This window comes from Algibacter sp. (assembly GCF_039977455.1).
Lineage (GTDB): Bacteria > Bacteroidota > Bacteroidia > Flavobacteriales > Flavobacteriaceae > Algibacter_B.
Genome location: NZ_JBDWDG010000013.1, coordinates 15,970 through 42,376, shown reverse-complemented (window position 1 = coordinate 42,376; position 26,407 = coordinate 15,970). Strand labels below are relative to the sequence as shown.

General features: G+C 32.8%; 23 protein-coding genes. 12 read left to right on the top strand and 11 right to left on the bottom strand.

Features of this window, described 5'->3' with window-relative positions:
• Positions 1 to 70 precede the first annotated feature (70 nt).
• Positions 71 to 1,627, bottom strand: a complete 1,557-nt coding sequence (locus tag ABJM36_RS04395) for an NAD(P)H-hydrate dehydratase (protein ID WP_348449574.1) — start codon at positions 1,625 to 1,627, stop codon at positions 71 to 73.
• 430 nt (positions 1,628 to 2,057) lie between these two features.
• On the opposite strand from ABJM36_RS04395, the gene thrA reads away from it, so the two are divergent.
• The 3 genes from thrA to thrC all read left to right on the top strand — a co-directional run bounded on the left by thrA (position 2,058) and on the right by thrC (position 6,935).
• The gene (thrA, locus tag ABJM36_RS04390) at positions 2,058 to 4,502 is read left to right on the top strand and encodes a bifunctional aspartate kinase/homoserine dehydrogenase I (protein WP_348449572.1); all 2,445 of its coding nucleotides are present in this window, start codon (positions 2,058 to 2,060) and stop codon (positions 4,500 to 4,502) included.
• A gap of 84 nt (positions 4,503 to 4,586) precedes the next feature.
• Entirely contained in the window at positions 4,587 to 5,510 is a 924-nt protein-coding gene (locus ABJM36_RS04385; protein WP_348449570.1) for a homoserine kinase, read from the top strand.
• Between the two features lie 132 nt (positions 5,511 to 5,642).
• Entirely contained in the window at positions 5,643 to 6,935 is a 1,293-nt protein-coding gene (gene thrC / locus ABJM36_RS04380; RefSeq protein ID WP_348449568.1) for a threonine synthase, read from the top strand.
• A gap of 1 nt (position 6,936) precedes the next feature.
• On the opposite strand, the gene ABJM36_RS04375 is transcribed toward thrC, so the two are convergent.
• Together ABJM36_RS04375 and ABJM36_RS04370 are read right to left on the bottom strand one after the other, a co-directional pair.
• On the bottom strand, positions 6,937 to 7,251 hold the full coding sequence (locus ABJM36_RS04375; RefSeq protein WP_348449566.1) for a Dabb family protein: 315 nt from the start codon (positions 7,249 to 7,251) through the stop codon (positions 6,937 to 6,939).
• 150 nt (positions 7,252 to 7,401) lie between these two features.
• Positions 7,402 to 8,319: an AraC family transcriptional regulator gene (locus ABJM36_RS04370; protein ID WP_348449564.1), complete on the bottom strand. Its 918-nt coding sequence runs from the start codon at positions 8,317 to 8,319 to the stop codon at positions 7,402 to 7,404.
• 172 nt (positions 8,320 to 8,491) lie between these two features.
• Here ABJM36_RS04370 and ABJM36_RS04365 point away from each other — a divergent pair, with 172 nt between their 5' ends.
• A complete protein-coding gene (locus ABJM36_RS04365; RefSeq protein ID WP_348449562.1) occupies positions 8,492 to 9,991 on the top strand; it encodes an aldehyde dehydrogenase family protein in 1,500 nt (499 codons plus the stop codon).
• Between the two features lie 68 nt (positions 9,992 to 10,059).
• Positions 10,060 to 10,416 carry a DUF779 domain-containing protein gene (locus ABJM36_RS04360; RefSeq protein WP_348449560.1) on the top strand — a complete coding sequence of 119 codons (357 nt, stop codon included), beginning with the start codon at positions 10,060 to 10,062 and terminating at the stop codon, positions 10,414 to 10,416.
• Positions 10,417 to 10,428: 12 nt separating this feature from the next.
• Here ABJM36_RS04360 and ABJM36_RS04355 read toward each other — a convergent pair whose 3' ends face one another.
• Entirely contained in the window at positions 10,429 to 12,501 is a 2,073-nt protein-coding gene (locus ABJM36_RS04355) for a hypothetical protein (RefSeq protein WP_348449558.1), read from the bottom strand.
• Positions 12,502 to 13,008: 507 nt separating this feature from the next.
• Between ABJM36_RS04355 and gcvT the strand changes: the two genes are divergently transcribed.
• From gcvT to ABJM36_RS04325, 6 genes are all read left to right on the top strand, one after another.
• Complete coding sequence (gene gcvT, locus ABJM36_RS04350) at positions 13,009 to 14,088, top strand: glycine cleavage system aminomethyltransferase GcvT (RefSeq protein WP_348449556.1); 1,080 nt, start codon at positions 13,009 to 13,011, stop codon at positions 14,086 to 14,088.
• 4 nt (positions 14,089 to 14,092) lie between these two features.
• Complete coding sequence (locus tag ABJM36_RS04345) at positions 14,093 to 15,007, top strand: glutaminase (RefSeq protein ID WP_348449554.1); 915 nt, start codon at positions 14,093 to 14,095, stop codon at positions 15,005 to 15,007.
• Positions 15,008 to 15,034: 27 nt separating this feature from the next.
• Positions 15,035 to 15,868 carry a sugar nucleotide-binding protein gene (locus ABJM36_RS04340; protein WP_348449552.1) on the top strand — a complete coding sequence of 278 codons (834 nt, stop codon included), beginning with the start codon at positions 15,035 to 15,037 and terminating at the stop codon, positions 15,866 to 15,868.
• A gap of 34 nt (positions 15,869 to 15,902) precedes the next feature.
• Complete coding sequence (locus tag ABJM36_RS04335; protein ID WP_348449550.1) at positions 15,903 to 16,196, top strand: 4a-hydroxytetrahydrobiopterin dehydratase; 294 nt, start codon at positions 15,903 to 15,905, stop codon at positions 16,194 to 16,196.
• A gap of 150 nt (positions 16,197 to 16,346) precedes the next feature.
• Positions 16,347 to 17,066 carry a YebC/PmpR family DNA-binding transcriptional regulator gene (locus ABJM36_RS04330; protein ID WP_348449548.1) on the top strand — a complete coding sequence of 240 codons (720 nt, stop codon included), beginning with the start codon at positions 16,347 to 16,349 and terminating at the stop codon, positions 17,064 to 17,066.
• A 69-nt stretch (positions 17,067 to 17,135) separates the two neighbouring features.
• Positions 17,136 to 18,101 carry a Gfo/Idh/MocA family oxidoreductase gene (locus ABJM36_RS04325; RefSeq protein ID WP_348449546.1) on the top strand — a complete coding sequence of 322 codons (966 nt, stop codon included), beginning with the start codon at positions 17,136 to 17,138 and terminating at the stop codon, positions 18,099 to 18,101.
• A gap of 268 nt (positions 18,102 to 18,369) precedes the next feature.
• Here the strand turns inward: ABJM36_RS04325 and ABJM36_RS04320 are convergent, their stop codons facing one another.
• A complete protein-coding gene (locus ABJM36_RS04320; RefSeq protein ID WP_348449544.1) occupies positions 18,370 to 19,107 on the bottom strand; it encodes an NYN domain-containing protein in 738 nt (245 codons plus the stop codon).
• Positions 19,108 to 19,264: 157 nt separating this feature from the next.
• On the opposite strand from ABJM36_RS04320, the gene ABJM36_RS04315 reads away from it, so the two are divergent.
• On the top strand, positions 19,265 to 21,859 hold the full coding sequence (locus ABJM36_RS04315; protein WP_348449542.1) for a zinc-dependent metalloprotease: 2,595 nt from the start codon (positions 19,265 to 19,267) through the stop codon (positions 21,857 to 21,859).
• A 166-nt stretch (positions 21,860 to 22,025) separates the two neighbouring features.
• On the opposite strand, the gene ABJM36_RS04310 is transcribed toward ABJM36_RS04315, so the two are convergent.
• From ABJM36_RS04310 to ABJM36_RS04285, 6 genes are all read right to left on the bottom strand, one after another.
• The gene (locus tag ABJM36_RS04310; protein ID WP_348449540.1) at positions 22,026 to 22,574 is read right to left on the bottom strand and encodes a 1-acyl-sn-glycerol-3-phosphate acyltransferase; all 549 of its coding nucleotides are present in this window, start codon (positions 22,572 to 22,574) and stop codon (positions 22,026 to 22,028) included.
• Position 22,575: 1 nt separating this feature from the next.
• On the bottom strand, positions 22,576 to 23,658 hold the full coding sequence (locus tag ABJM36_RS04305) for an iron-containing alcohol dehydrogenase family protein (RefSeq protein WP_348449538.1): 1,083 nt from the start codon (positions 23,656 to 23,658) through the stop codon (positions 22,576 to 22,578).
• A 46-nt stretch (positions 23,659 to 23,704) separates the two neighbouring features.
• Positions 23,705 to 24,322 (bottom strand): CatA-like O-acetyltransferase, encoded by a 618-nt coding sequence (locus tag ABJM36_RS04300; RefSeq protein WP_348449536.1) that lies wholly within the window; start codon positions 24,320 to 24,322, stop codon positions 23,705 to 23,707.
• 2 nt (positions 24,323 to 24,324) lie between these two features.
• Positions 24,325 to 25,029 carry an HAD family hydrolase gene (locus ABJM36_RS04295; RefSeq protein ID WP_348449534.1) on the bottom strand — a complete coding sequence of 235 codons (705 nt, stop codon included), beginning with the start codon at positions 25,027 to 25,029 and terminating at the stop codon, positions 24,325 to 24,327.
• Positions 25,020 to 25,748 (bottom strand): 3-deoxy-manno-octulosonate cytidylyltransferase, encoded by a 729-nt coding sequence (gene kdsB, locus ABJM36_RS04290; protein WP_348449532.1) that lies wholly within the window; start codon positions 25,746 to 25,748, stop codon positions 25,020 to 25,022. Before kdsB ends, ABJM36_RS04295 begins: the two co-directional genes overlap by 10 nt.
• An 86-nt stretch (positions 25,749 to 25,834) precedes the next feature.
• Positions 25,835 to 26,401 (bottom strand): DUF4126 domain-containing protein, encoded by a 567-nt coding sequence (locus ABJM36_RS04285; RefSeq protein ID WP_348449530.1) that lies wholly within the window; start codon positions 26,399 to 26,401, stop codon positions 25,835 to 25,837.
• Positions 26,402 to 26,407 lie beyond the last annotated feature (6 nt).

Here is a 26,407-nt window from a genome sequence, read left to right as displayed (position 1 = left end):
TATAAATACTTAAAATAAAAAAGCCCTCATACAAGTTTTATGCTTTTATGAGGGCTTTTTCTATGCCATATTATTTTGGCTCTTGTTTATTTTCTTCTAACTGTTCAGGAGGTTCCGGTTGTTTGAATAAATCTATATAAGCTTCACCTAGGTAGTCAATAACATGACTGGCAATTAAACTTTGATATCCAAAATCTTCAACAGCAATATCTGCAGATTTCCCATGTAAATACACTCCAAAAATTGCAGCAACTAACGGATTATAACCTTGAGACACTAAACCTGTAACTATACCTGTTAAAACATCACCACTTCCCGCGGTAGATAAACCTGAATTACCGGTAGTGTTTACATAAAGTTTATCATCATAAACAGTAATGCTATGAGCGCCTTTTATAATAATAATCACCTTATGCTTTTTCGCAAAGGCTTTCACTTTATTAAGTTTTTCAAAATCATCATTCCAAGCCCCAATTAAACGCTCTAGTTCCTTAGGGTGTGGCGTTAAAATAGAGGACTCAGGTAAAAATTTTAATAAAGATTTCTTTTTAGCAAGTAAATTTATGCCATCGGCATCAATAACTAAAGGCGCTTTATTGGTTTTCAAAAAAACTTCAAACGCACTACCCGTTTGTTTATTTGTTCCCGCTCCAATTCCAAAAGCTACAACAGTTGGCTCTATATTAAATTCAATATTAGTAATTAACTCTTCATTAATATCTGTAATAACCATCGCTTCAGGAAAAGCTGCTTGTAAAGGATAATAGCCACATTTTGGGACAAACACAGATACCAAACCTGCTCCAGACGATAATGCAGCACGACTTGCAAGCGTAACCGCTCCTATTTTACCATAACTACCTCCAATAATTAAGGTATGTCCAAATTGCCCTTTATGCGAATATTTTTCTCGTGGCATATAATTTGGTAAGACTTCATGTTTACCAATGAGTTCCACTTCTGTTTCTGTTGTGAAGAGAAATTCCTGATCTAGTCCTATATCTAAAACCTCCCATTGCACGGTATACTTTGCAGTTTCTGGCAAAAAGAATACTAGTTTAGGAGACGCAAAACTTAGAGTGTAACCTGCCCAAACCACGGCATCTTCATCTTCAATAGGTTTATCTGGAAATAATCCCGAAGGAATATCGATGGCTAAAGTAAACGCTTTACTGGTTCTAAAATGTATAAATAATTGTTTAACCCATGTATCAATCGGTCTATTTAATCCAATCCCAAAAACAGCATCAACTATAATATCTTCAGCGTTAATTTCAGGAAAATCTTCAGCACAATTTAAAAGAACAGGCCATTTTTTAGTGACATTTTTAATTCTGTCATAGTTTACTAAAAAATCCTTGGAGCGTTTATCGCTACAATTAATTACAAAAGTGTTTACATTATAGCCATGTGTTATTAAATGTCGCGCTAATACAAGTCCGTCCCCACCATTATTACCAATACCACAAAACACATGAATAGGTACTTGCGCTCCTTGCATACGAGCATGAATCCAATTAAAAATTTGTGTACCAGCACGCTCCATTAATTCGGTTGAAGAAATTTTTTGTCGATCAGCAGTTAGCTTATCTCCTTCGTAAATCTGTTCTTTAGAAAATACTTTCATGTGTTCTTTTTATTTTTATTTTAATAGTCACATGTAGCTTCCATATAGTTAATATATTAAGATTTAACTTTTCGTTATGGAAGTTTCATATATAATTATAGATTTTTCAATTCTTACTGCAATTAGTCATTTTTTTTAATCGAATAGTCATTGAAGATAAGAATATTGTAAAAAAGTTATTTTAGTTTTTTTATAAGCCTAAATGTAATACATTTGATGTGTATTATATAACTATAATGAATCATTTCAACCAAAATACACTTCAATCTGTTTCTTTTTTAGCAAAAGGAGCAACATCTATTTTTGGTACAATTACTAATACTACAACCCTTTGGGGTTACTAGTTATATATATTCCATTCGCTATTTTTGTAATTTTAAAAAATTACAATATCTCAACCATTATTTTTAATTATACAAGACATTAAAACATGAAAGTTTTAAAATTCGGAGGTACTTCGGTAGGCTCCTCAAAGAACATAAATAACGTTATTAATATACTAGTAGACTATAGTAAAACCGATTCTATAGCTTGCGTTGTTTCTGCAGTTGGTGGTATTACAGATAAATTACTGTTGGCAGGAAAACAAGCTCAAAATAAAGATGACGCGTTTTTAGAAACTTTTAATGCTATTAAAAATAGACATTTTGATATCATTAAAGAACTAAATCCTGAAAATAACAAGGCCATTTTAGAGTTTGTTGAAAATAAATTAGAAAGCCTAAAAAGTTTACTAGAAGGTATTTTTTTAATAAACGAATTATCACCTAAAACATCCGATAAGCTAGTTAGTTTTGGTGAGTTATTATCTTCTTTTATCATAGCTGAAACTATGAAAAACAGAAGCTTTTCTGCCGATGTTAAAAACTCACAAGACATTATTGTAACGAACTCAAACTTTACTAAGGCTGAAGTTGACTATACGGTTACTAATACCAACATTCGTGAGTATTTTAAATCTGCTAATCAAAAAATAACAATCCTTCCAGGTTTTATTTCTAAATCTAAACTTGGAGAAATTACAACTTTAGGCCGCGGTGGTTCAGATTTTACTGCAGCTATAATTGCTGCCGCTTTACATGTAGATCAGTTAGAAATTTGGACCGATGTTAGTGGTATGTTTACTACCAACCCTAAATTAGTAAAACAGGCCTATCCTATAGATAAAATTTCATATCAAGAAGCTATGGAATTATCGCATTTTGGAGCCAAAGTTTTATATCCACCTACGGTTCAACCGGTATTAAGTTTAGAAATTCCTATTCATATTAAAAACACATTAGAGCCTGATGCCATTGGTACTATAATTTCGAATAAAGAAACAAAATCTAATTCGCCAGTAAAAGGAATAAGCAACATTAGTAATATTGCGTTATTAACTTTAGAAGGCACAGGAATGGTTGGAATCCCTGGGTTTTCAAAGCGTTTGTTTGAAACATTATCACAAGAAAAAATTAATGTGATTATGATTACTCAAGCCTCTTCAGAGCATTCTATATGCTTAGGAATTGAAAACAAAGAAGCCGAAACTGCAAAAACAGCTATTGATACTGCTTTTGAAAATGAAATAGCATTAGGTAAAATTGAACCGATTATCATCGAAACTGGATTATCTATTATAGCTTTAGTTGGAGATAAAATGAAAAATCACCAAGGTATTAGCGGTAAAATGTTTAGTACGCTCGGAAAAAACAATATAAATATAAGAGCGATTGCTCAAGGGGCATCAGAAAAGAATATAACGGCTGTGATTAACGAAAAAGACGTTAAAAAAGCATTAAATACGTTACATGAGCAATTTTTTGAGTCTAAAACAAAACAAATCAATGTTTTTATAACAGGTGTTGGAAATGTTGGTGAACGTTTGGTAGAACAAATAAAACAGCAGAAAAAATACTTAAAAGACAATCTTAAAATTAAACTTCGTGTTGTTGGATTATCAAACTCAAGACACATGATTTTTAATGAAGATGGTATCGATTTAAAAAGTTGGAAGGATCAATTAGCTCAAGGCGAAAAAGCAACTTTACAAGGCTTTTTTGAAAACACTAAATCCTTAAACTTACGCAACAGTATTTTTGTTGATGTTACAGCAAATAAAAATGTTGCCGATTTATACGCCCAATATTTAAAAGAAAGTATTGGTATTGTAGCTTGTAATAAGATTGCATGTTCTAGCGAATATAACAATTACAAAGAATTAAAAGAATTATCATTAAAATATAACGCTCCTTTTCTATTTGAAACTAATGTTGGTGCCGGTTTACCTGTAATCGATACGTTGAGTAATTTAATAGCCTCCGGCGATAAAGTAAATTCAATTCAAGCCGTATTATCTGGAAGTTTAAACTTTGTATTTAATAACTTTAATGATAAAACTAAATTTTACGATGTTGTAAAACAAGCTGGTGCGGAAGGTTACACAGAACCAGATCCAAGAATTGATTTAAGCGGTGTTGATGTGGCTCGTAAAATATTAATATTGGCAAGAGAAAGTGGTGTAAAGATGAATTTAGAAGACATTGAAAATACGTCCTTCTTATCGGAAGCTGGATTAAAAAGTGATACTGTTGATGATTTTTATGAAACCCTAATTGCAGACGAAGCACATTACCAAAGTTTATATGCCTCAGCTAAAGCTAACAACTGCCAATTAAAATATGTAGCAAAGTTTGATAATGGAAAAGCTAGTGTGAGTTTACAGGAAATCCCAGAAGGTCATCCATTTTATAACCTAGAGGGAAGTGATAATATTGTGATGTTTTATACAGAACGTTACGCTAAACAACCTATGATAATTAAAGGTGCTGGTGCAGGTGCAGAAGTAACGGCTTCTGGTTTATTTGCAGATATTATTAGACTTGGTAACGATTAAAAAAAGACTTGAAAATAAAGAAAAGAGAATAAAAACATTGTACATATCTATTTTCTTTTCTCTATTTTCTTTTTTCCATAAAAAATGAACGAAATAAAAATATTTTCTCCAGCAACTGTTGCCAATGTGGCATGTGGTTTTGATGTGCTCGGTTTTTGCTTAGACAGTGTTGGCGATCACATGGTAATTAGAAAAACCGATAAAAAAGGGATTCATATTACTAAAATTGAAAATTTCGATTTGCCTTTCGAGGCCGAATTAAACGTTGCAGGTGTATCGGCCTTAGCCATGTACAATGCTATTGATGTTGATTTTGGTTTTGAAATTGAAATCTATAAAAACATTAAGCCAGGAAGTGGAATTGGAAGCAGCGCTGCAAGTGCTGTTGGTAGTGTATTTGGAATGAATGAGCTTATTGGAAGACCGTTTAACAAAACTCAATTAACAGAATTTGCTATAAAAGGCGAAGCTTTGGCAAGTAAATGTGAACATGCTGATAACCTCGCTCCTGCCCTTTTTGGTGGTTTCACTTTGGTAAAAAGCATTTCACCTTTACAAATTTTAGAAATTCCTACTCCGGATAATTTGTTTGCAACTATAATTCATCCGCAAATAGAAATTAAAACATCAGAGTCTAGAGCTATATTACCAAAAGAAGTACCTTTAACTAATGCTATTGAGCAATGGGCAAATTTAGGAAGTTTAGTTCATGCGTTGCACACTAGCAATTATGAATTAATCAGCAATTCGTTAATCGATGTTATTGTAGAACCTTTTAGGAGCCAATTAATTCCGCACTTTAACGATGTTAAGCACGCGGTCTTAAGCGCAGGCGCTTTAGGAGCTGGAATTTCAGGTTCCGGACCTTCAATTTTTTCATTAAGTAATGGTTTGGAAACAGCTAATAGCGTAAAAAAAGCTATGACCGACATATATTCCAAAACAGGAATTGAATTTGAAATACATGTCACTAAAATTAATACCGAGGGGGTTAAGATTATTAGTTAAAAAAACAATTAAAACTAATAAAATCACTTACTCTTAAGGCGTAAAAAATTAAAAAATAGAAATATATTTTCTTTATTGAAAACTAAATAACAACCGTCTTCCGTAATTGGTCTTCGGTCAATTTTAAAAACAATGAATTACTACTCACTAAATCATCAAGCTCCAAACACAACGTTTAAAGATGCGGTTATAAAAGGACTAGCTCCAGATAAAGGCTTATACTTTCCTGAAACTATAACACCATTACCGCAATCGTTTTGGGATAATTTTGATAATTTATCGTATACTGAAATTGCCTTCGAAGCTATAAAACAATTTGTATCGCCAGAAATTCCAGAAGCTATTTTAAAAACCATTGTTAGCGAAACATTGTCTTTTGATTTTCCTGTTGTAAAACTTAACGAAAGTATTTCAACTCTAGAGCTATTTCATGGACCTACCATGGCATTTAAAGATGTTGGTGCTCGTTTTATGGCACGTTGTTTAGGTTATTTTAATAGAGATAACACTAACGAGGTTACGGTTTTAGTTGCCACTTCGGGTGATACTGGTGGCGCTGTAGCCAATGGGTTTTTAGGTGTTAAAGGTGTTAATGTCGTTATACTCTACCCTAGCGGAAAAGTAAGCGATATTCAAGAAATGCAATTAACTACTTTAGGTCAAAATATTAAAGCTTTAGAAGTTAATGGAACGTTTGACGATTGTCAATCCATGGTAAAAACAGCATTTTTGGATAAAACGCTAACAAGCCAAATGCAGTTAACATCTGCAAACTCCATTAATGTAGCACGTTGGTTACCACAATTATTCTACTTTATGTTTGCCTACAAGCAACTTAAAAACAGTAATAAAGAGATTGTTTTTTCAGTACCTAGTGGAAATTTTGGTAATGTTTGCGCTGGTATGATGGCCCAACAATTAGGTTTACCAATTAAACATTTTGTAGCTTCTAATAATGCTAACAATGTTGTTACACGCTATTTAATTTCGGAGTTATACGAACCAAAACCATCAGTTCAAACAATTAGTAACGCCATGGATGTTGGTGCGCCAAGCAACTTCATTCGTATTCAAGAAATTTATAAAAATCAATTTAAAACCTTAAAAGAAAACATATCTTCATATAGTTTTTCTGACGATGAAACTCGCAAAGCCATGTTAGAAATATATAATAAATACAATTATGTTGCCGATCCTCATGGTGCGGTTGGTTATTTAGGCTGCAAATCCCATTTGGAACACCATCCTAATGCACATTGCGTATTTCTAGAAACAGCACACCCTACTAAGTTTTTAGATGTAGTTGAAGACGTTATTAAAGAAGAACAACCTTTACCTGAACAAATACAAGCCGTAATGGGCAGAAACAAAGAAGCAACTTTAATTTCTACTTACGAGGATTTAAAAAACTTTTTGTTAAACTAAATTACATAACACTCTTACTATCAAAAACTAATACTTTACTCCATAAATGTTGATGTTCTTCAACAAATTCTTGGTGGGTTTTATGTTTTTGATATACAGCTTCGTCATGCTCATTTGCAAAAATGAGCATTTCCGTAACAGAATAACTATTTTCAACCACATCCCTTTTTTCCGTTGACGCTGGAACCCCAATATGAATATCGGCCACTTGTTCGATACTTTTTAGCTTTTTTATACCTTCAATAAGTTGTTGCTTGTCTTCTAAAGATTCAGGATTTTTCAGCCAGAAAAAAACATGATGCACTAATGGTCCCATATATATTCAATTAATTACCCTGTAAAAATAATAAAATATATAACTTTTAAGCTTATTATTTATGGCTATCATAATGGTATGCTATTTACCATTCCGCGAAAGCGACATACCAAATTTTAGATAAAATCAGTTTGTGTGTGTATGTGTAAATTAATGAGAAACGGATTTCTTAAACTGCTGTGGCGTCATCATTTCCATCTTTTTAAACTGCCTATTGAAGTAACTCGTATTATTAAAACCCGATTTAAAGGCTATTTCGGACATTCTAGAGTTTTTTGATTCCTTTATCAGTTTTTTTGAAAATTTAATTTTTTCGGAGTTTATATAATCTATTGGAGATACACCAAGTGTATTTTTAAATTGCTTATGGAAATGCGATGCACTCATATAAGCCTTCTTAGCAAGTAAATCTACACTAATATCCTTGTTAGTTAAATTTTCCTTTATAAATTTAATAACCGTGCCAATCCGCGTATCGCTAAACACCTGATTGGGGTCATTAATAATTAAGGATTTTGCTTTAGTTTGAAGAAGTCTGACAATTAATTCTTGAATCATTAAATCTAAAAGCACATCTTTAGATTTGTTATTATTAGTAAACGTATACGTTAAGCGCTCAATTAGGTGGTTAATATCGGTATTGTTGATTAAATGTGAAGATGTGGCATCTAAATCCCATGACTTATTTTCATTTTCAATGGCAACATGCTGATTAAATTTATCGACCACTTCATTAATTTTTACAGCATCGATACCAAGAGCTAAACATTGTGTTGGTTTATTTTTTGAGGCCACAGGAAAGTCGATAATCATTTCTTTATTACTCGGCATTACAACCGACTCACCAGGAAAAAAATCAAACGACTCAAAGCCTTCCAAATGCATAATTTTTTGTCCAGAAAGCATACTCGCTATTATTGGGAAATCAAATTTTAAAGCCACTTTTTCTGCAACAGCATGTGTTTCAAATATATTAAGCTCTGCATAATCAGCATTATAAGTCGTCCTATTCTCCACTAAAGTGGTTAGTTTTCTGTTACTTCTATGTTGATTAATAATAGACTTCATACTCAATAATACAAAATTTTAGTGCATACCAGTTTAAATAATAGATATGTTCAAGAATATAATAAATATGTTCAAGATAGTTAGAATTTCATAAAATATCTTTATAAAAAACAAATATAACATATTATAAACATTCAGTTTTTAACAATTTACTAATTAAATAAGAAAATACATGAGTTATTCAAAACCTAAGTTTAAGGAGAAATATGGCAATTTTATAAACGGAAAATTTGTTGACCCAATTGGTGGGCAGTATTTTGAAAACACATCCCCCATTGATAATACAATAATTGCTAAATATCCACGATCTCAAAAAGAAGATGTCGAATTAGCTTTGGATGCTGCCAATGCCGCTAAAGAATCTTGGGGCAATACATCGGCAACAGAACGTGCTACCTTATTAAATAAAGTTGCAGACATTATTGAAGCTAATTTAGAAGAATTTGCCCTTGTTGAAACTTGTGATAATGGTAAACCCATACGCGAAACTTTAAATGCTGATATTCCTTTGGCCGTCGATCATTGGCGTTATTTTGCGGCCTGCATTCGATCGGAAGAAGGCAGTGCAACCGAATTAGACCAACATACCTTATCCATGAATATTAAGGAACCTTTAGGGGTTGTTGGACAAATAATCCCGTGGAATTTCCCTTTATTAATGTTATCGTGGAAATTACCCCCAGCCTTAGTTACTGGAAATTGCGTGGTTTTAAAACCTGCAGAACAAACGCCATCATCCGCAACTTTACTTATGGAAAAAATTGCTGATGTTTTCCCTCCTGGTGTTGTAAATATTATTCATGGTTTTGGCCCAGAAGCAGGTAAACCTCTTGCATCGAGCTCTAGAGTCGATAAAGTAGCCTTTACAGGAGAAACTACAACAGGACAATTAATTATGCAATATGCCTCAAAAAACCTTAATCCGGTAACTATGGAACTTGGTGGTAAATCGCCAAACGTGTTCTTTAATTCGGTTATGGATCATGACGATGCCTATTTAGATAAAGCTATTGAAGGCGCTGTTCTGTTTGCTTTTAATCAAGGCGAAGTTTGTACTTGCCCATCTAGAATTTTGGTGCAAGAAGATATCTATGACGCTTTTATGAAGCGTGTAATTGAAAGAACAAATGCCATTATTCAGGACAATCCATACGATGTAAATACTATGGTTGGTGCACAAGCATCAAACGATCAATACGAAAAAATACAATCGTATTTTAAAATTGGTAAAGATGAAGGTGCAAAAGTATTAACCGGAGGTTCTGCCAATAAATTAGATGGTAATTTGGCAAACGGTTTCTATATTAAACCCACCTTATTAGAAGGGCATAATAAAATGCGAGTCTTTCAAGAAGAAATTTTTGGTCCTGTAGCCTGCGTTACTAAATTTAAGGATGAAGCCGAAGCTATTGAGATTGCAAACGATACACTTTATGGTCTTGGCGCTGGGGTTTGGACACGTGATGCACACCAACTGTATCAAATACCAAGAGCTATTAAAGCGGGACGAGTTTGGGTAAACTGCTACCACGCATATCCCGCACATGCACCTTTTGGAGGGTATAAAAAATCTGGTTTTGGTAGAGAAAACCATGTGATGATGCTTAACTATTATCGCCAAACAAAAAACATGTTGATTTCTTACGATAAAAACAAATTAGGATTTTTTTAGTAGAAACCAATTAATAGCGCAAAGGCTGGATTTAGTTAAAAAATTCAGCCTTTTAATATATTTAAATTATGGAAAGAGTTTCAATAACCGAAAAAGCAAAAAAAGTATTAGATAAGTTAAAGTCAAAACATGGTGAATTAATTTTTCATCAAAGTGGTGGCTGTTGCGATGGTTCTGCACCTATGTTATTAGAGAAATTTGATATGTATTTAGATGAAAGCGACATCCTTTTAGGTACCCTAAATGATGTTAATTTTTATATGAACACAGACCAATTTGAATATTGGAAACATACGCATTTAACCGTTGATGTTACTGAAGGCCGAGGTGCTAGTTTTTCTTTAGAAATACCTTTAGGCTTACGCTTTTTAATCCATTCAAGACTTTTAACAGATGAAGAAAACGAAGTATTAAATAAAAAATAAACCTTTGATTAGTTAATCCAATAATTCAGGATTATTAAGTATCAATTCTATTTTTTTGATGATAACAGTAATTTGATCTAGTTGTGCTTCTATATTTCTAAAAAAGAGACTAATATCTCTATTTACCCAACTTTCAGAAATAACCCTTGCCCCCAAACTTATTCGTAACACGGCACTTTGTAAACCATTGGTGTATTTAACGTTTACAGCCTGCCCAATATGACATTTCTGTGCAGCTAATCTAAATGTTTCAATAGGAGTACCTTCAAAATGTTGAGATATATCCGAGTTTAAAAGTTTGTATAATTTTTTTACTTGCTCTACAGATAAAGAATCTTCATTTTTAAGAATAAAAAACGGAAAAATAGTTCGAATATTTCGTATTCCGAACTCCTTGTTATTGTAAGTATTTGCACGTGTTAAATTACCGTAAACTGGTTCTAGAAAAGGCGCGTCGTTTAAAGAGTCCTCAACAAAATTACAAAACATTTCAATCCCCATATTTCTATAAAGAATTGGGGTTTTAAAATAACGATCCATTTCTACTATTGCGGCATTCCATCGCATATAAGACCCGTAATTAAAGCCATCGGATAAATCTTTTGAACACATCCAAGATGTCGGCCAATCGGAAGCATTAAAGTACTGTACTAAACCTTTAGGTAATTTACTTTTTACACAATCGATAAGTTTACTAACGCGCTCTGGAAAAATTAAAGCACCAGAATATGGAGGCCCAGTAAAATATTTACTTCCTGTTATACTTACTATATATCCATTTTTCAAATAATTTTGGATATCGGATGGATCTAACCTTAATTGTGCGGCATCAATAATAACCTGCATCGATAAATCTTGAATGCCATTCAAATCCTCCATCATCTTTTTACTTGGTGATTGATAGCCCAGTTTTGAATGATCCATAACATGTAAGACAATATGCCTTCCTGATTTATTGGTGTCGGAAATCGCAGTAAAAACTTCTTTATCTAATGCATCAGTAGATTTTAACTGCCCTTTTTCATCCCGAAATGGAATTTTAATTAAATCGACATCTCTAAAACCTTCCATTTTTTCACCTTTGGTAATGGGAAAATTTAAAGCCGTATTATTTTCGAAATGACAGCCTTTTAATGCTGCTGGTACACCACTACCCGTCTCGTCTGAGGCCACTAAAATATGTGTTATTTCCTTATCGGTAATAATTTGAGTAATGGCCGCAATTTGCAATGAAGAATCTGTTCCCGAAGGCGAAAAAATAATTTCGCAAGCTTCGTTAAGTTTGAATATTTTTCTAAGATTGGTTTTTAATAACTCTGAAAAATCAGTTGTGCTATTTTCAAATCCATTTTTAAGACTGTTTTTAATTAAAATACTTCTAGTCTTATCCGTTTTATCAAATGCAAAATTAGAAACACTAGTTGCTGTAGATGAAGCAAATGTAAAGGCATCTGGTCTTGGAAACGGGCGACATCCATATTTGTTTAACAATTCAACCTCGTCTATATTTAATCTAAAATCGCCACCCGCCATTAATAAATACTCGGTAGGTTTCGCCAAATTTTCAACAATAGGTTTCCAAGATTCTTTAAATACTTTATTGCCGCTGGTTAACCCATGAAATGCTTGTAACTCTTCATTCTTCAATAAAAAATCAACATCAATAGTGGTATCGTTTTTAATTAAATTAATTAGAAAATAATCAAGATTTTGTAGCTTTTTTTTATCTTCTTTTGGTAATAACTGATAAAAAATACGGGTAACTTCAAACGCTGCTACGTCGCATAAAGCAATATCGTCTTTTTTATTTTCTAAAGCCTTATACCACAGTTGCCACTCTATACCATATCTTAAATATACTAAAGCTAAAACGGGATTTCTTAAATATAACTCCCCTATAATTATAGATTTATTAGGTACAATTTTAAAAACATTTGGTACACTTGTAGAAGTGATAATTTGAATGTTATTTATTTTAGGTACCGTATTAAACCGTTTTAAAACATGTACGAGATAATTAACATTTTCTTTTTCAAATAATGCTGTTCTTTTATATTGATCTTCAATAAGTATATTATTCGTCATAAGCACTTCTTTTTTTAATCTTTAAAGTGTTCAAATTTCTTCAAAATATTATTAAATACTTAGCTAGCGACTATAGTTTATCATTTTTAAAGTATTCATAAAACTATATGTTACAATTTAATAATTAAACCGCTAATATTAAGAAAGTATTTAATTTTTTTAAAACGCACGAAAATAAGGTACTCAAAATAAAAGAGTCTAAAATTTTTCCTAAAGTTTAATTGCTGTATAAAATTTAATAAAGGCGTACTTAGTTTTAAAGGCATTAAAATGAAGTCTACTAAATTTAACAAACCTTTTTATCCTTCCGCGAAAGCGTTAATATAAATTTTCAATACATTTGTTTTTATAACTATGGAAGACATTTTAATTGGAATAATTAAATTTTTCGGAAATACAATCGAGGATATTATTACCGCTTTTAAATGCAAGAAAGCTTCCTTAACGGGATTTATTATTTTATTAATTTGCTTAATTATTGTTTATTTTTTGACAAAAGATTTTTAAATGAAAAACACAGCCTTAACAGAAACTCACAAAGCCCTTGGAGCAAAACTAGTCCCTTTTGCAGGATACAATATGCCTGTACAATATGAAGGTGTAAATGCAGAACATGAAACTGTACGTAATAATGTAGGCGTGTTTGATGTGTCGCATATGGGTGAGTTTTTAATTGAAGGAGAATATGCACTAGATTTAATACAAAAAGTATCTAGTAATGATGCCTCTAAATTAACTATTGGTAAAGCGCAATACAGCTGTATGCCTAATGATGATGGAGGAATTGTAGACGATTTAATTATTTATAAAATTAAAGACGACGCGTATTTACTGGTTGTGAATGCGAGTAATATAGAAAAGGATTGGAACTGGATTAGATCTAAAAATGATTTTGGAGCTACCATGCGGGATTTAAGTGAAGACTACTCGTTGCTGGCTATTCAAGGACCGAAAGCCATTGAAGCCATGCAGAGCCTTACTAGTCATGATTTATCTGCTATTAAATTTTATAATTTTATAGTAGGCGATTTTGCAGGTATAGAACATGTAATAATTTCGGCAACGGGCTACACAGGTAGTGGTGGTTTTGAAATTTATTGTAAAAATAGCGAAGTAAAACAAGTTTGGGATAAGGTTTTAGAAGCAGGCGCCGATTTTGGTATCAAACCCATTGGACTTGCTGCGCGTGATACTTTGCGTTTAGAAATGGGGTATTGTCTTTACGGCAATGATATAGATGATACAACTTCGCCAATTGAAGCAGGCTTGGGTTGGATTACAAAATTTACTAAAGATTTTACAAATTCTGAAGCTTTAAAAGCAGAAAAAGAAAAAGGTCCAAAACGTAAACTTATTGCATTTCAATTAGAAGAACGTGGTATACCTCGCCAAGGTTACAATATTGTGGATGGACAAGGAAAAACTATTGGTGTTGTAACTTCGGGAACCATGAGTCCGTCCTTAGGTAAAGGAATAGGCTTAGGTTATGTACCTACTATTTTTGCCGATGTAAATAGTAAAATAAATATACAAATACGTAAAAACGCTGTTCCAGCTACGGTCGTTAAATTGCCGTTCTACAAATAAAAAAATGACAGATTTTCAAGCCGTATTAAACAGCATTTATCAGGATGCTATTCATGCTTCTGATAAAGGTGTTGTAGCCTCTTATATTCCGGAGTTAGCACATGTGAATAAGGATAATTTTGCTATACACCTCCGAACAGCGGCTGGAAAATGTTATGGGGTTGGCGATTATAACAAGGGGTTTTCTATACAAAGTATATCCAAAGTTTTGGCTTTATCTAAAGCGATGTCACTTATAGGAGAAGACATTTGGAAACGTATAGATGTTGAACCATCTGGACACCCATTTAATCAATTGGCCTTATTAGAAATTGAAAATGGCATCCCTAGAAACCCATTTATAAATTCTGGTGCTATTGTAATTGCCGATATTTTAGTCTCTAATTTAAAAAATCCTAAAGAAGATTTTTTAAAATATGTTAGAGAACTTACTGGAGATACTTCAATAAATTATAATATAGAAGTAGCCAACTCCGAGCAATCTACAGGCTTTAAAAATTTTGCAGCCGCCAACCTTTTAAAATCATTCAACAATTTAAATAATCCAGTCGATGTTGTTTTAGATTTCTATTTTTATCAATGTTCCATAGAAATGACCTGCAGCCAGCTATCAGATGCTTTTTACCTATTTGCTAATAATGGTAAATGTTTACAGAACAAATTACATATTACCGACAGGCAAGTAAAACGAGTAAACGCATTAATGCTAACGTGCGGATTTTATGATGAAGCTGGTGAGTTTGCTTTCGAGGTCGGATTACCCGGAAAAAGTGGTGTTGGTGGTGGTATTGTCGCTCTTTTACCAGATGAATTTATCATTACAACTTGGGCGCCTGGACTTAATAAAAAAGGAAATTCTAAATTAGGCATGCTAGCCCTACAACAATTTACCACTAAAACTAAACAATCCATTTTCTAGTACATCTTCATAGGTGAAATTTGATACATGATAAAGCGAGAAGGTAAACATAGAATACTTATATTAGGCGTAAGCGGTTTTTTAGGAAGTTCGATTTATAAAGAGCTCTACCCCTATTTTAAAACCTTTGGCACTTTCAACACATCAAATAATCAGCTTGAAAAGAATCACCAATTTTTTCATTATAATATTGAAGAAGATGATATTTATGAAATACTTGACATTGTAAAACCAACTATAATAATTTCTGCATTACGAGGCGATTTTTCAAAGCAAGTATTAATGCATCAACATATTGCAGAATACGTATTACTAAACAACATAAAAATAATTTTCATTTCTTCTGCCAATGTATTTGATGCTTATATAAAATACCCAAGTTACGAATACGACAAAACATTTAGCAATAGTGTTTATGGCCATTTCAAAATTAAAATTGAAAATATGTTATTGCGCCTACCTAAAAAACAAGTCGCTATTTTAAGGTTACCTATGGTGTTTGGGGCTCATTCACCAAGAGTTCACGAAATTATTAACCTTACCAACGAAAAGGAAGCTATTGAGGTGTTTCCTAACCTTATTATGAATGTTACCACAGACTCCAAGATTACACAACAGGTTCATTATATAATTAACAGAAACAAATTTGGTGTTTTTCATTTAGGAAGTAACGATTTGGTCCATCATGAAGATTTTATAAAAGAAATAGTAAAATCTTTAGAATTAAAAAACCAACCTATTTACAAACGGGTTTATACAACCAATGATGATAGATATTTAGCTGTTTTACCAAAATTTAATACACTTCCAAAACATTTACAAATTAAGAGTGACGATATTCTAGCAGATTTAAAAATATAGTTTATTTTTAATAAGAATTACTAAAACCACAAGTATGAATAAGTTATCAGATGACGATATTGAAAAAAAAATACTTCGCTTTCCAGATTGGGAATACTACGACAATGCCATACACGGCGAGTTTGAATTTGAAAATTTTAAAGATTGTTTTAGCGCCATGAGCAGAATAGCTTTTGAATGCGAAGCTTTAAACCACCATCCTAGTTGGAGTAATACATATAATACACTTACCATTTCTTTATCAACCCACGATGCCGATGGTGTTACTAATAAAGATTTTTTATTAGCCGAAGCTATCGAAAATATTGTAGAACCAGAAGAAGAATAGGACACTTACCAGTTCTAAATACTGGTACGTAAAACTTTATAAAAGTTAAAGGAGCTCAATTAGTAGATTTTTTTAAATTTGCGTGATTGATAACTTAAATGAAATTAAATATTTTCGCTTTTGCGGAAATAGAAAACAAACTATATAATTATGGGAAGAGCTTTCGAGTTTAGAAAAGCAAGGAAAATGAAACGTTGGTCTGCCATGAGCAAAGCCTTTACACGTATTGGTAAAGATATTGTAATGGCCGTAAAAGAGGGTGGCCCAGATCCGGATAGTAACGCCCGTTTAAGAGCTGTTATACAGAATGCAAAATCTGTAAACATGCCAAAAGACAATGTAGAACGCGCCATAAAACGTGCCTCAGATAAAAGTCAAGGCGATTATAAAGAAGTTGTTTTTGAAGGTTATGCACCACACGGTATTGCTGTTTTAGTAGAAACTGCAACCGATAATAACACAAGAACCGTTGCCAATGTACGTAGCTATTTTAATAAATGCGATGGTAGCTTAGGAACTTCTGGGTCCGTAGTTTTTATGTTCGATCATACCTGTAATTTTAGAATTAATGCAGAAGGTTTAGACCCTGAAGAATTAGAACTTGAGTTTATAGATTTTGGCGCCGAAGAGGTTTTTGCCGATGATGATGGCATTTTAATATATGCCCCTTTTGAAAGTTTTGGAGCCATTCAAGCAGAATTAGAATCAAGAGGAATTGAAATTCTATCTTCTGGTTTCGAGCGTATACCGCAAGTCACAAAACCTCTTAATCCAGAACAAGTTGCTGATGTTGATAAACTTCTAGAAAAACTTGAAGAAGATGACGATGTACAGAATGTATATCACACCATGGAAGAAAGTGCAGAATAAAACTATTTAAGTATTAAATAAAAAGAGAGCTAAACGGTTCTCTTTTTTTAATTTCTAAAATATTAAATTATGAATTGGGGATTTATAGGGTGTGGAAGTGTAACCGAAGTAAAAAGCGGACCTGCATATCAACAAACTGAAGGTTTTAATGTTGTGGCCGTTATGCGTCGTAATGAAAATAAACTTTTGGATTATGCAAAACGACATAATATACCAAAAACGTATACCGATGCCGATGCTTTAATAAACGACCCTAATGTTGATGCCGTTTATATTGCTACACCACCCGATACCCATAAACTCTATGCTTTAAAAATAGCTCAAGCCGGCAAACCCTGTTGTATTGAGAAACCTTTAGCGCCTTGCTACGCCGATAGTTTGGAAATTCAAAAGGCATTTCAAGAAAAAAATATTCCGTTATTTGTTGCTTATTATAGACGATCACTACCTCGATTTTTAAAGGTAAAAGAATGGTTAGACAACCATCTTATTGGCGAAATAAGACATATAAACTCACAATTGAGTAAACCCGCAAGTGCGCTTGATACCTCAAAAGATTATAATTGGAGAACAGACAGTAACATTGCCCCTGCAGGTTATTTTGATGATTTAGCAAGCCATGGCTTAGATTTATTTACTTTCTTTTTAGGTGATATCACCAATGCTACGGGCTTTAGTTTAAATCAACAAGGTTTATACACAGCAAAAGATGCAGTAACAGCGTCATGGCTGCACGATAATACTATTACTGGATCAGGAACATGGAATTTTGGTTGTCATCAACATTTAGACCTTGTAACCATTTATGGTAGTAAAGGCATCATTAAATTTTCTGTATTTCATGAAAATCCCATCTACTTAGAGACCGATAATTTAAAAGAGAAACTTATTATCGACAACCCTAAACATATCCAGAAATATCATGTTGAGAATATGCTCAACTATTTTAACGACAACAATCAAAAACATCCATCAACTGGAAAATCAGCTTTGCACACCAGTTGGGTTATGGATAAAATTCTAGACGCTATTTAAGAACCAACTTTCTATTTTCATTGTCCTTTTTAACTATTTGTAAATCATATTCTAAAAAAGAATAATTATAATTAAAATCCACATGGGTCTTTATTCGCATAAGTTTGTGGCCATTCTGAAATACCTACAATTAAAAATTTTGAGGGTTTAAAAACCATAGATTCACTAGGCAAGAAAAAACAGGCTTACCTTGTGTTTTAAATGCTCCAGTTTCTAAAATTTCATTTTTCAAAGCTTAAACAGACACTTTATAAAGACATGGGATGTACTATTTATTCTTAACGAAAATTAATTTAAAACGACCATTAGTTTGATCCCGTTGTTCCAATTCAAATTGAGGTAAGGATTTAAAAAGAGGTGTTAATTTTTGAAAACCAAAATTCCTAGAATCAAAATTGGGTTGTTTTTTTATAATTAAGGAGCCTACATCTCCCAAAAATGCCCAACCATCATCGTCGGCAGCATCATCAACCGAGTTTTTAAGTAATTTGATAACTTTTGGTGTAATGTTATAGAGATTTGCCTTTTTAGTTTTATTAGATGGCTTACCCTTAACATCTTCGTCCTCATCATTCGATAAAATTTCTAAATAAATAAACTTATCACAAGCCACAATAAAAGGATTAGGCGTCTTCTTCTCTCCCATTCCATAAACTACCATAGCAGCTTCTCTTAAACGCGTAGCAAGCTTAGTAAAATCACTATCGGAGGACACTAGGCAAAAACCATTAACTTTTTCAGAATATAAAATATCCATAGCATCAATAATCATTGCAGAATCCGTGGCGTTTTTTCCTGTGGTATAGCCATATTGTTGTATTGGAGTAATAGCATTTTCAAGCAATACATTTTTCCATTTAGATAAATGAGGCTTTGTCCAATCTCCATAAATACGTTTAATGGTAGGCGTACCATATTTGGTAATTTCTTCCATCATTTCTGTGATGTATTTTGATGGTATATTATCACCATCAATTAATACGGCAATCTTTGTGTCTTTAATCATATCCGTTAAAGGTAAAAAATAAAAAAATTATACAAAAAGGTTACAATACCATTTATTTAACTTTTTATTGTGATAGTGCAATCTTAGTTTATTTCTATTTTTACTGCGACTAATTCAAACAACTAGGTGAAATCCTAATAAATCTCAAAATTTACTTATGAAATTAAATCAAGTTACTTTTAAATTTGTAACCCTATCCTTCTTTTTTTTATTTCTTTTAATACCATTTGGCATAGAAGCTCAAAATAAAAAAAAGAAGAATAAAAAAAATGCCATTGAAGCTACAGAAACCAAGACGGTAAGAAAAACTAAGCAAAAGTCCATTGAAACCTTAACAAAATCAAGTAAAAAAATTGAAGGTTTGTTTACCATTTACCAAGACACTATAACAGGTGAGTTACAAATGGTAATAGCAAAAAACCAACTCGATAAAGAGTTTATATACTTTAGCCAAATTGCAGATGGTGTTATGGACGCCGGAAGAATAAACAGAGGGTCTTACAGAGGATCTAAAGTCTTCACTGTTTCAAAACACTTTAACAAAATTGAATTTACAACTCAAAATACAGCCTTTTATTTCGACCCTAATAACGCTATTTCAAAATCCAAGGATGCCAATATTAGTAATGGCATTATGGCTAGCCTAAAAGTTGAAGCATCAAACGAGGATAAGGGTTTATACCTAATAAAAGCAAACGATTTATTTTTAAAAGAAACGTTTTCTCAAATAAAACCAGCCACAAGACCGGGAACTTCTCCTACGTCTTTTAAGTTGGGAAGTTTGGATAAAGGAAAGACAAAAATTAATGACATAAAAAACTATCCTGAAAACGTAAATCTAGAAGTAGAATATGTGTATTCTACCCCATCCGTTTTAAACAGTGGGTCTAGTGCGGTTTCCGATGGTAGAAATGTGAGCATAAAAGTGTTTCATAGCCTAATTGCAATGCCTGAAAACGATTTCGAACCACGTTTCGATGACCCACGAGTTGGCTATTTTACTACTGAAATTACCGACCAAACTTCTACCAGTGTTACACCATATCGCGATTTAATAAACCGATGGAATTTAAAAAAGAAAAATCCAGAAGCTGAATTATCAGAGCCCGTAACTCCAATTACATGGTGGATGGAAAACTCAACACCAATTCAATGGCGCGAAACCATTAAAAATGCTGTCTTACAATGGAATGTAGCTTTTGAAAAGGCAGGTTTTAAAAATGCTATTGTGGTTAAACAACAACCGGATGATGCTACATGGGATGCTGGAGATATTAGATACAATGTTTTACGATGGACCGCTTCTCCTAAACCTCCTTTTGGTGGATATGGACCTAGTATGAAAAACCCAAAAACTGGTGAGATTTTTGGAGCTGATATTATGCTTGAATATAAACATTTTACTACCCGTGTTTTTTATGAGAAAGTTTTTGAATCTGAATTAAATGAAACATCTTATAACGATTTTAACCATCAAGAAAACATGCTTTGTTCTTTAGGACATGAATTACATAATGAGGTCATGTTTGCTAGTACTGTAGCCACAGTAGCCGGTGATTCAGATTTAGAAATGGAACGTATAAAAAAGGAAGCAATGACCGCATTAATAATGCACGAAATTGGACATACCTTAGGCTTAAATCATAATATGAAAGCGAGTCAATTATTTTCTCCAGAGCAACTTGAAGATGCTGAGTTTATTAAAGGTAAATGTTTAACAGCCTCTGTTATGGATTATGCGGCTTTAAATGTTACCAGAGACCGTAGTAAACAAGGACAGTACGATGATGTTGCCGTAGGACCATACGATATTTGGGCTATTCAACTAGGTTATAAACCATTTAAAACAGAAGCCAACCGTCAAGCCTTACTTAACGAATCAACTAAACCTGAACATATTTTTGGGAATGACGCCGATGATATGCGCTCTCCTGGGAAAGCTATTGATCCTAGAGTAAATGTATCCGACCAATCGAACAACCAAATAAAATGGGCAGTTGACAGAATTGAATTGGCTAACGATTTAATGGAAGATTTAAAATTTAAATTTATAAAAAACGGCGAGTCTTATCAGGAATTAAGATCTGTTTATAATTTATTAAACGGACAAAAAGCAGCGGCTACAAATACTATTTCTAGATTTATTGGTGGCGTTTATGTAGATCGCTCTATGGCAGGTCAAGACCAAGGGAAACAGCCTTATACACCTGTAAGTCTTGAAGACCAAAAAAGAGCCATGAGCGCATTAAAAACTTATGTGTTTGCACCTGATGCCTTTAAAGCTCCAAATGATTTATATAATTATTTAGCCCTGCAACGAAGAGGTTTTAATTTTATGAGTGGCCCAGAAGATCCTAAAATCCATAATCAAGTTTTAGGTTATCAAAAAAATATACTAAATCAACTTTTACATTCCAATACTTTACAGCGTATTTCTGATTCCGAATTGTATGGCAATGAATACAAATTATCTTCGTTTATGGTCGATTTAAATAATGCAATATTTAAATCGGATATCTACAGTTCTGTAAATTCATTTAGACAAAATTTGCAATTAGAATATACCAATATGCTTATTGATATGCTTACTGGTAAACAAAGTTCTAGGTTTACCAATACTGCAAAATCCATGGCTTTATACAACCTTAAAGCAATTAGAACCATGGCTGCAACTTCGGGGGATATAGCATCGAGGGCCCATAAACAGCATTTAAGAACTTTAATAGATAACGCTATTAAAGAAATTAAATAAGTTAAATATCTAAACGAAAAAAGCTACTTCATTAAAGAAGTAGCTTTTTTATTTTTAAGAAGCTCATGTTTCTTTTTAGGTACAAATAATTGTTTACTTTATGTTTCATGTGCTCGATTTATAAAGAAACAATAGTTATGCCAAATTTTAAAAAGTAAAAATAAGATTAGGAGTATTTAGGCTTTTTTCCAATGACACCTTTGTAGAAATTGTGCATGAATTCAAAATCTGCTTCCATGTCATCAGTAGGATAAAACGGTTCAGAAATCACATTTCGTTTATTCTTAAAATCGAGTGTGAACATAATAATGGGAACGTTAGCTTGTTTTGCTATAAAATAAAATCCCGTTCGCCATTTGGATACTTTTTTTCTTGTACCTTCGGGAGCCATAGTCATTCTAAACTCATCATGTTGATCAAATAATTTAGCAATGGCTTCTACTTTGTTTTCATTAGTTTGCCTGTTAATAGGTGCTCCTCCCAACGCTCTAAAAAACAGACCAAATGGAAAAACAAACAGCTCTTTTTTACCTACAAAATTTGTTTTTACACCAGTTACAGCACGTAATAAAACACCTATATAGAAATCGTGCCAACTTGTATGAGGCACAGCAATTATAATTGCCTTTTTAACGGTGTTTTTCGAAAATGAAGTATTACCAATGGCTTGCCAACCTAAAATTTTAAAATATATTAGTTTAGCAAGCCATTTCATATTACATTTTTTGATACAAAGCCTTTAGCTTTTGTTTAGTTATCGTTTTTTTCCAGTTTTTACCTAGTGCATTTTCCCAAAGCGGTTTTAGCCCCAAAGCAACATCAATCATAATATCAAATTCGCTATCGCTTAAATCGGCACAAATACCTGTTGGTAACGTTACATTATGCTTTGCTTTCATTTGTTTAAAAACTTTAACTCCTTCCGGATAAAATTCTTCTAAATGATCAAAAACAATACAATTACCAATACCGTGTTTAGTACCTAATAAATAAGATAAACCATAACTCATGGCGTGTGCAACACCTACTTGAGAATATGCAATACTCATTCCGCCATGCCACGAAGCCATCATCAGCTTTTCTTGAGCCTCAATATCGGAAAGGTTATCACTTAAAAATATTTCATTACACAACTCTAAGGCCATTTGACCATAAGTTTCACTAAAGGTATTTAAATATGTACCTGTTAAAGACTCTATACAATGCACATAACAATCCATGCCTGTATAAAACCATTGATCTTTTGGAACCTCTTTAGTAAGTTCTGAATCTAAAATTACCTGATCAAAAGGTGTGTAATCCGAATTAATTCCTAATTTTCTATCTGGCCCGGTTAGCACTGTAGTTCTTGAAACTTCGGCTCCCGTTCCAGATATTGTTGGCACGCCAACATGGTATATAGCTGGATTTTTTACTAAATCCCACCCTTGATAATCGGCAGCTCCTCCATTATTTGTAATCATGATTGAAACGGCCTTTGCTAAATCTAATAACGTTCCACCACCAATACCAATTATACCAGAAGGGCGTTGTTTAGATTGCAAAATAATATCTTCAACAAGGTCATCAACCTGAGATGTTTTAGGTTCTTCTTTTGATGAAACAAAAATTATTCTATCATCATACGACAATGATATCCTAGAAGTAATCCATGGATTACTTTTAAATACATCATCAATTAAAAAAATGAAAGGGGCATGCAATCCAAGACGTTTTGGAGCCAAAATATCATTTAATTGATTAAAACTACCTCTACCAAATACAACTCTTGGCACCATTGGAAAGTTCTTATAAGTCATTTATTTAATTTCTTTATAAAAGGTAAAAATACCATTATTTTATTTTCTATTGGTTTAAATACTGCTGAAATTTCTTCGAAAAAAGCCCAACATGGTAACCATCAATTAAGGCATGATTAACATTAATAGATACATTAATCATTAATTCATTATCAATTGTAGTTATTTTGCTAAAAGCGATTTTAGGCACAGACTCTAGCTTGCCAGAAACTGGCTCCTTGTGTCCCGTAAAATTTAACCAAGGCATTGCCGAACAATGAATGCAATTTAGTCCGCTTTTGGGAGGGAATAAATTGTTAGAATTATTAACACGTTCCTTTTCTGCCCTCAAATTTTCAATAAACACACTTAGGTTTTCATCATAATCTATAAAAGAAAAACCAAAAGTTTTATCTGCTCTAAGTATTGTTGAAGAAGCATGAATAACATTATACTCCACAACATTTCCCTTCTCAATTCTAAATTTAAAATTATCGACATCATTTATAGCCCGCATACATGCATGTAAATATTTTCCAAAAAAGGATATATTATTGATCTTAGAAAATTGATAAGCTTTGGTTACATTAAAGGGGATAATTAGTCCAAAATAAGGATCGGATAACCCAGAAAAATGTTCGTAATGCTGCTTTCTATTCCAAGAATTTACATCAATAATCTTCATGCCTAATTAAGGATATTTAGTATTTTATCTATAGAATTAATAGTTTTATACGCTTTACCATTTTTTTCTTCTTCTGTGACTTCTTCATGCGCCCAAGTGGTATGAAAGGGCACGTGTATAGCATGAGCTTTAATATTAATTAACGGTAACACATCAGATTTTAATGAATTTCCAACCATTAAAAACTCGGAAGGATTAATATCTAAATGATTCAATAAATTTGAATAATTAGCCTCTTTTTTATCACTTAATACTTCAATATGATGGAAATAATTTGTTAATCCCGATTTTTCTAACTTCCGTTCTTGATCAAGCAAATCGCCTTTGGTTGCTAAAATTAATCGATACTTTTGAGATAAAGTTTTTAATACGGTTTCCACACCTTCCAAAAGTTCAACTGGTTTATTTAACATATCTTTACCTATATTCAATATAGCATCGATTGTTTTTGTGGACACATTATAGTTTGAAAGTTGTAATGCCGACTCGACCATAGATAATGTAAATGCCTTAACCCCATAACCATATAATGGCAGGTTGTCAATTTCCATTTTAAAAAGCTCCTGGTCTATTTTATTAAGTGTTTCGTATTTCGATAAAAGTTGCGCAAATTCCTTTTCTGCGTCGCGAAAATAGGTTTCGTTTACCCAAAGCGTATCATCGGCATCAAAACCAATAACTTTAATGTTTTGATAGTCTATTTCCATAATTTAATTGCGCGTTCTAAATCTTCGGGAGTATCAATTTCAACGCCTTCAACATCTGTTTCAACCATTTTAATTCGTTTCCCGTACTCCAGATATCTTAACTGTTCTAATTTTTCTGAAGCTTCTAAAACTTGCATTGGTAATTTGTAAAAGTCTAAAATGGCTTGTTTCCTAAAGGCATAAACCCCTTTATGTTTATAATATTTTACATTGACACTTTTATCTCTAGGATATGGAATGGGACTTCGTGAAAAATATAATGCAAAATTAGACTGATCAATAACCACTTTTACCGTATTAGGGTTATTAATTTCATCGCTGTTGGTAATATGAACCATTAAGGAAGCAAGATCAACTTCCTTTTTAGCATCCTCTTTAAACACTTCAATAAGTTTCATTAATGACTCTTTATCGGTAAAAGGTTCATCTCCTTGAACATTAACAACAACATCAACATCCATAGTTTCTACAGCTTCGGCTATTCTATCGCTTCCGCACTCATGTTCCTTTTTACTCATAATGACATTACCACCAATGTTTTCTATTTCTTTATAAATAATATCACTATCGGTAACTACAAAAACATCATCGAATAAATTGGTTGCTACAGTAGCCTCATAAGTCCTTTGAATGACCGTTTTACCGCCAAGATCTTGCATAAGTTTACCGGGGAAACGTGATGCTGCATAGCGAGCTGGTATCATGGAAATTATTTTCATCTATTAAGTTTACTGATTTAAATTTTATAAAAACAATTGATTTTTTTCTAATAGTAAAATCAAAAATACTACAAATAGTATAGAATTTATACGTTTGAAGTTTTAAACTTTTTATACAGCCTAAAAATTACAAACAATAAAATAATTACTAAAACAAAGCCTACAACTGGTAAAAAAATGGATACCACAGAAATAAGGACAGATGTTCCAGTTTCTGCAGTTGATACTAGTGGATTTGCAATGCCTCCTGTTGTTGCCGTTGATGCCAAACGTGCTGTACTCGATGTTCCTGCTACAGCTGCGGCTGTTCCACCACCGGCAATTACAGCTAAGGCCCAGGTAATTGCAGGGCTTAAATCGGCCACTGTAGAAAGCATAATAGCTGTTCCGGCAAGTGCGGCTAGTGGCACTGCAATACCATCAAGTAAATTATCAATATAAGGAATAAAATAGGCAAAAACCTCTGCAAGTGTGGCTACGCCCAAAGTAACTAAAGCTGCAGTACTTCCTATCCATTGCCAAGATTCGTTAAGTTGCCAAACATCAAAATAAGATGCTAAACTTAGTGCAAAAAGTGGTAAAAATACTCTAAAGCCAACCGATGCAGCTAAACCAACACCTAAGCAAATACTAATTAAGGTTTCGAATGTCATACATAG

Coding starts and splice junctions, on each gene's coding strand:
- ABJM36_RS04370 (WP_348449564.1), bottom strand. CDS start 8,319: ATGAAGTCTATTATTAATCAACATAGAAGTAACAGAAAACTAACCACT.
- ABJM36_RS04325 (WP_348449546.1), top strand. CDS start 17,136: ATGAATTGGGGATTTATAGGGTGTGGAAGTGTAACCGAAGTAAAAAGC.
- ABJM36_RS04295 (WP_348449534.1), bottom strand. CDS start 25,029: ATGGAAATAGACTATCAAAACATTAAAGTTATTGGTTTTGATGCCGAT.
- ABJM36_RS04315 (WP_348449542.1), top strand. CDS start 19,265: ATGAAATTAAATCAAGTTACTTTTAAATTTGTAACCCTATCCTTCTTT.
- thrC (WP_348449568.1), top strand. CDS start 5,643: ATGAATTACTACTCACTAAATCATCAAGCTCCAAACACAACGTTTAAA.
- ABJM36_RS04285 (WP_348449530.1), bottom strand. CDS start 26,401: ATGACATTCGAAACCTTAATTAGTATTTGCTTAGGTGTTGGTTTAGCT.
- ABJM36_RS04360 (WP_348449560.1), top strand. CDS start 10,060: ATGGAAAGAGTTTCAATAACCGAAAAAGCAAAAAAAGTATTAGATAAG.
- ABJM36_RS04310 (WP_348449540.1), bottom strand. CDS start 22,574: ATGAAATGGCTTGCTAAACTAATATATTTTAAAATTTTAGGTTGGCAA.
- ABJM36_RS04385 (WP_348449570.1), top strand. CDS start 4,587: ATGAACGAAATAAAAATATTTTCTCCAGCAACTGTTGCCAATGTGGCA.
- ABJM36_RS04345 (WP_348449554.1), top strand. CDS start 14,093: ATGACAGATTTTCAAGCCGTATTAAACAGCATTTATCAGGATGCTATT.
- ABJM36_RS04355 (WP_348449558.1), bottom strand. CDS start 12,501: ATGACGAATAATATACTTATTGAAGATCAATATAAAAGAACAGCATTA.
- thrA (WP_348449572.1), top strand. CDS start 2,058: ATGAAAGTTTTAAAATTCGGAGGTACTTCGGTAGGCTCCTCAAAGAAC.
- ABJM36_RS04395 (WP_348449574.1), bottom strand. CDS start 1,627: ATGAAAGTATTTTCTAAAGAACAGATTTACGAAGGAGATAAGCTAACT.
- gcvT (WP_348449556.1), top strand. CDS start 13,009: ATGAAAAACACAGCCTTAACAGAAACTCACAAAGCCCTTGGAGCAAAA.
- ABJM36_RS04365 (WP_348449562.1), top strand. CDS start 8,492: ATGAGTTATTCAAAACCTAAGTTTAAGGAGAAATATGGCAATTTTATA.
- kdsB (WP_348449532.1), bottom strand. CDS start 25,748: ATGAAAATAATTTCCATGATACCAGCTCGCTATGCAGCATCACGTTTC.
- ABJM36_RS04340 (WP_348449552.1), top strand. CDS start 15,035: ATGATAAAGCGAGAAGGTAAACATAGAATACTTATATTAGGCGTAAGC.
- ABJM36_RS04300 (WP_348449536.1), bottom strand. CDS start 24,322: ATGAAGATTATTGATGTAAATTCTTGGAATAGAAAGCAGCATTACGAA.
- ABJM36_RS04375 (WP_348449566.1), bottom strand. CDS start 7,251: ATGGGACCATTAGTGCATCATGTTTTTTTCTGGCTGAAAAATCCTGAA.
- ABJM36_RS04330 (WP_348449548.1), top strand. CDS start 16,347: ATGGGAAGAGCTTTCGAGTTTAGAAAAGCAAGGAAAATGAAACGTTGG.
- ABJM36_RS04335 (WP_348449550.1), top strand. CDS start 15,903: ATGAATAAGTTATCAGATGACGATATTGAAAAAAAAATACTTCGCTTT.
- ABJM36_RS04305 (WP_348449538.1), bottom strand. CDS start 23,658: ATGACTTATAAGAACTTTCCAATGGTGCCAAGAGTTGTATTTGGTAGA.
- ABJM36_RS04320 (WP_348449544.1), bottom strand. CDS start 19,107: ATGATTAAAGACACAAAGATTGCCGTATTAATTGATGGTGATAATATA.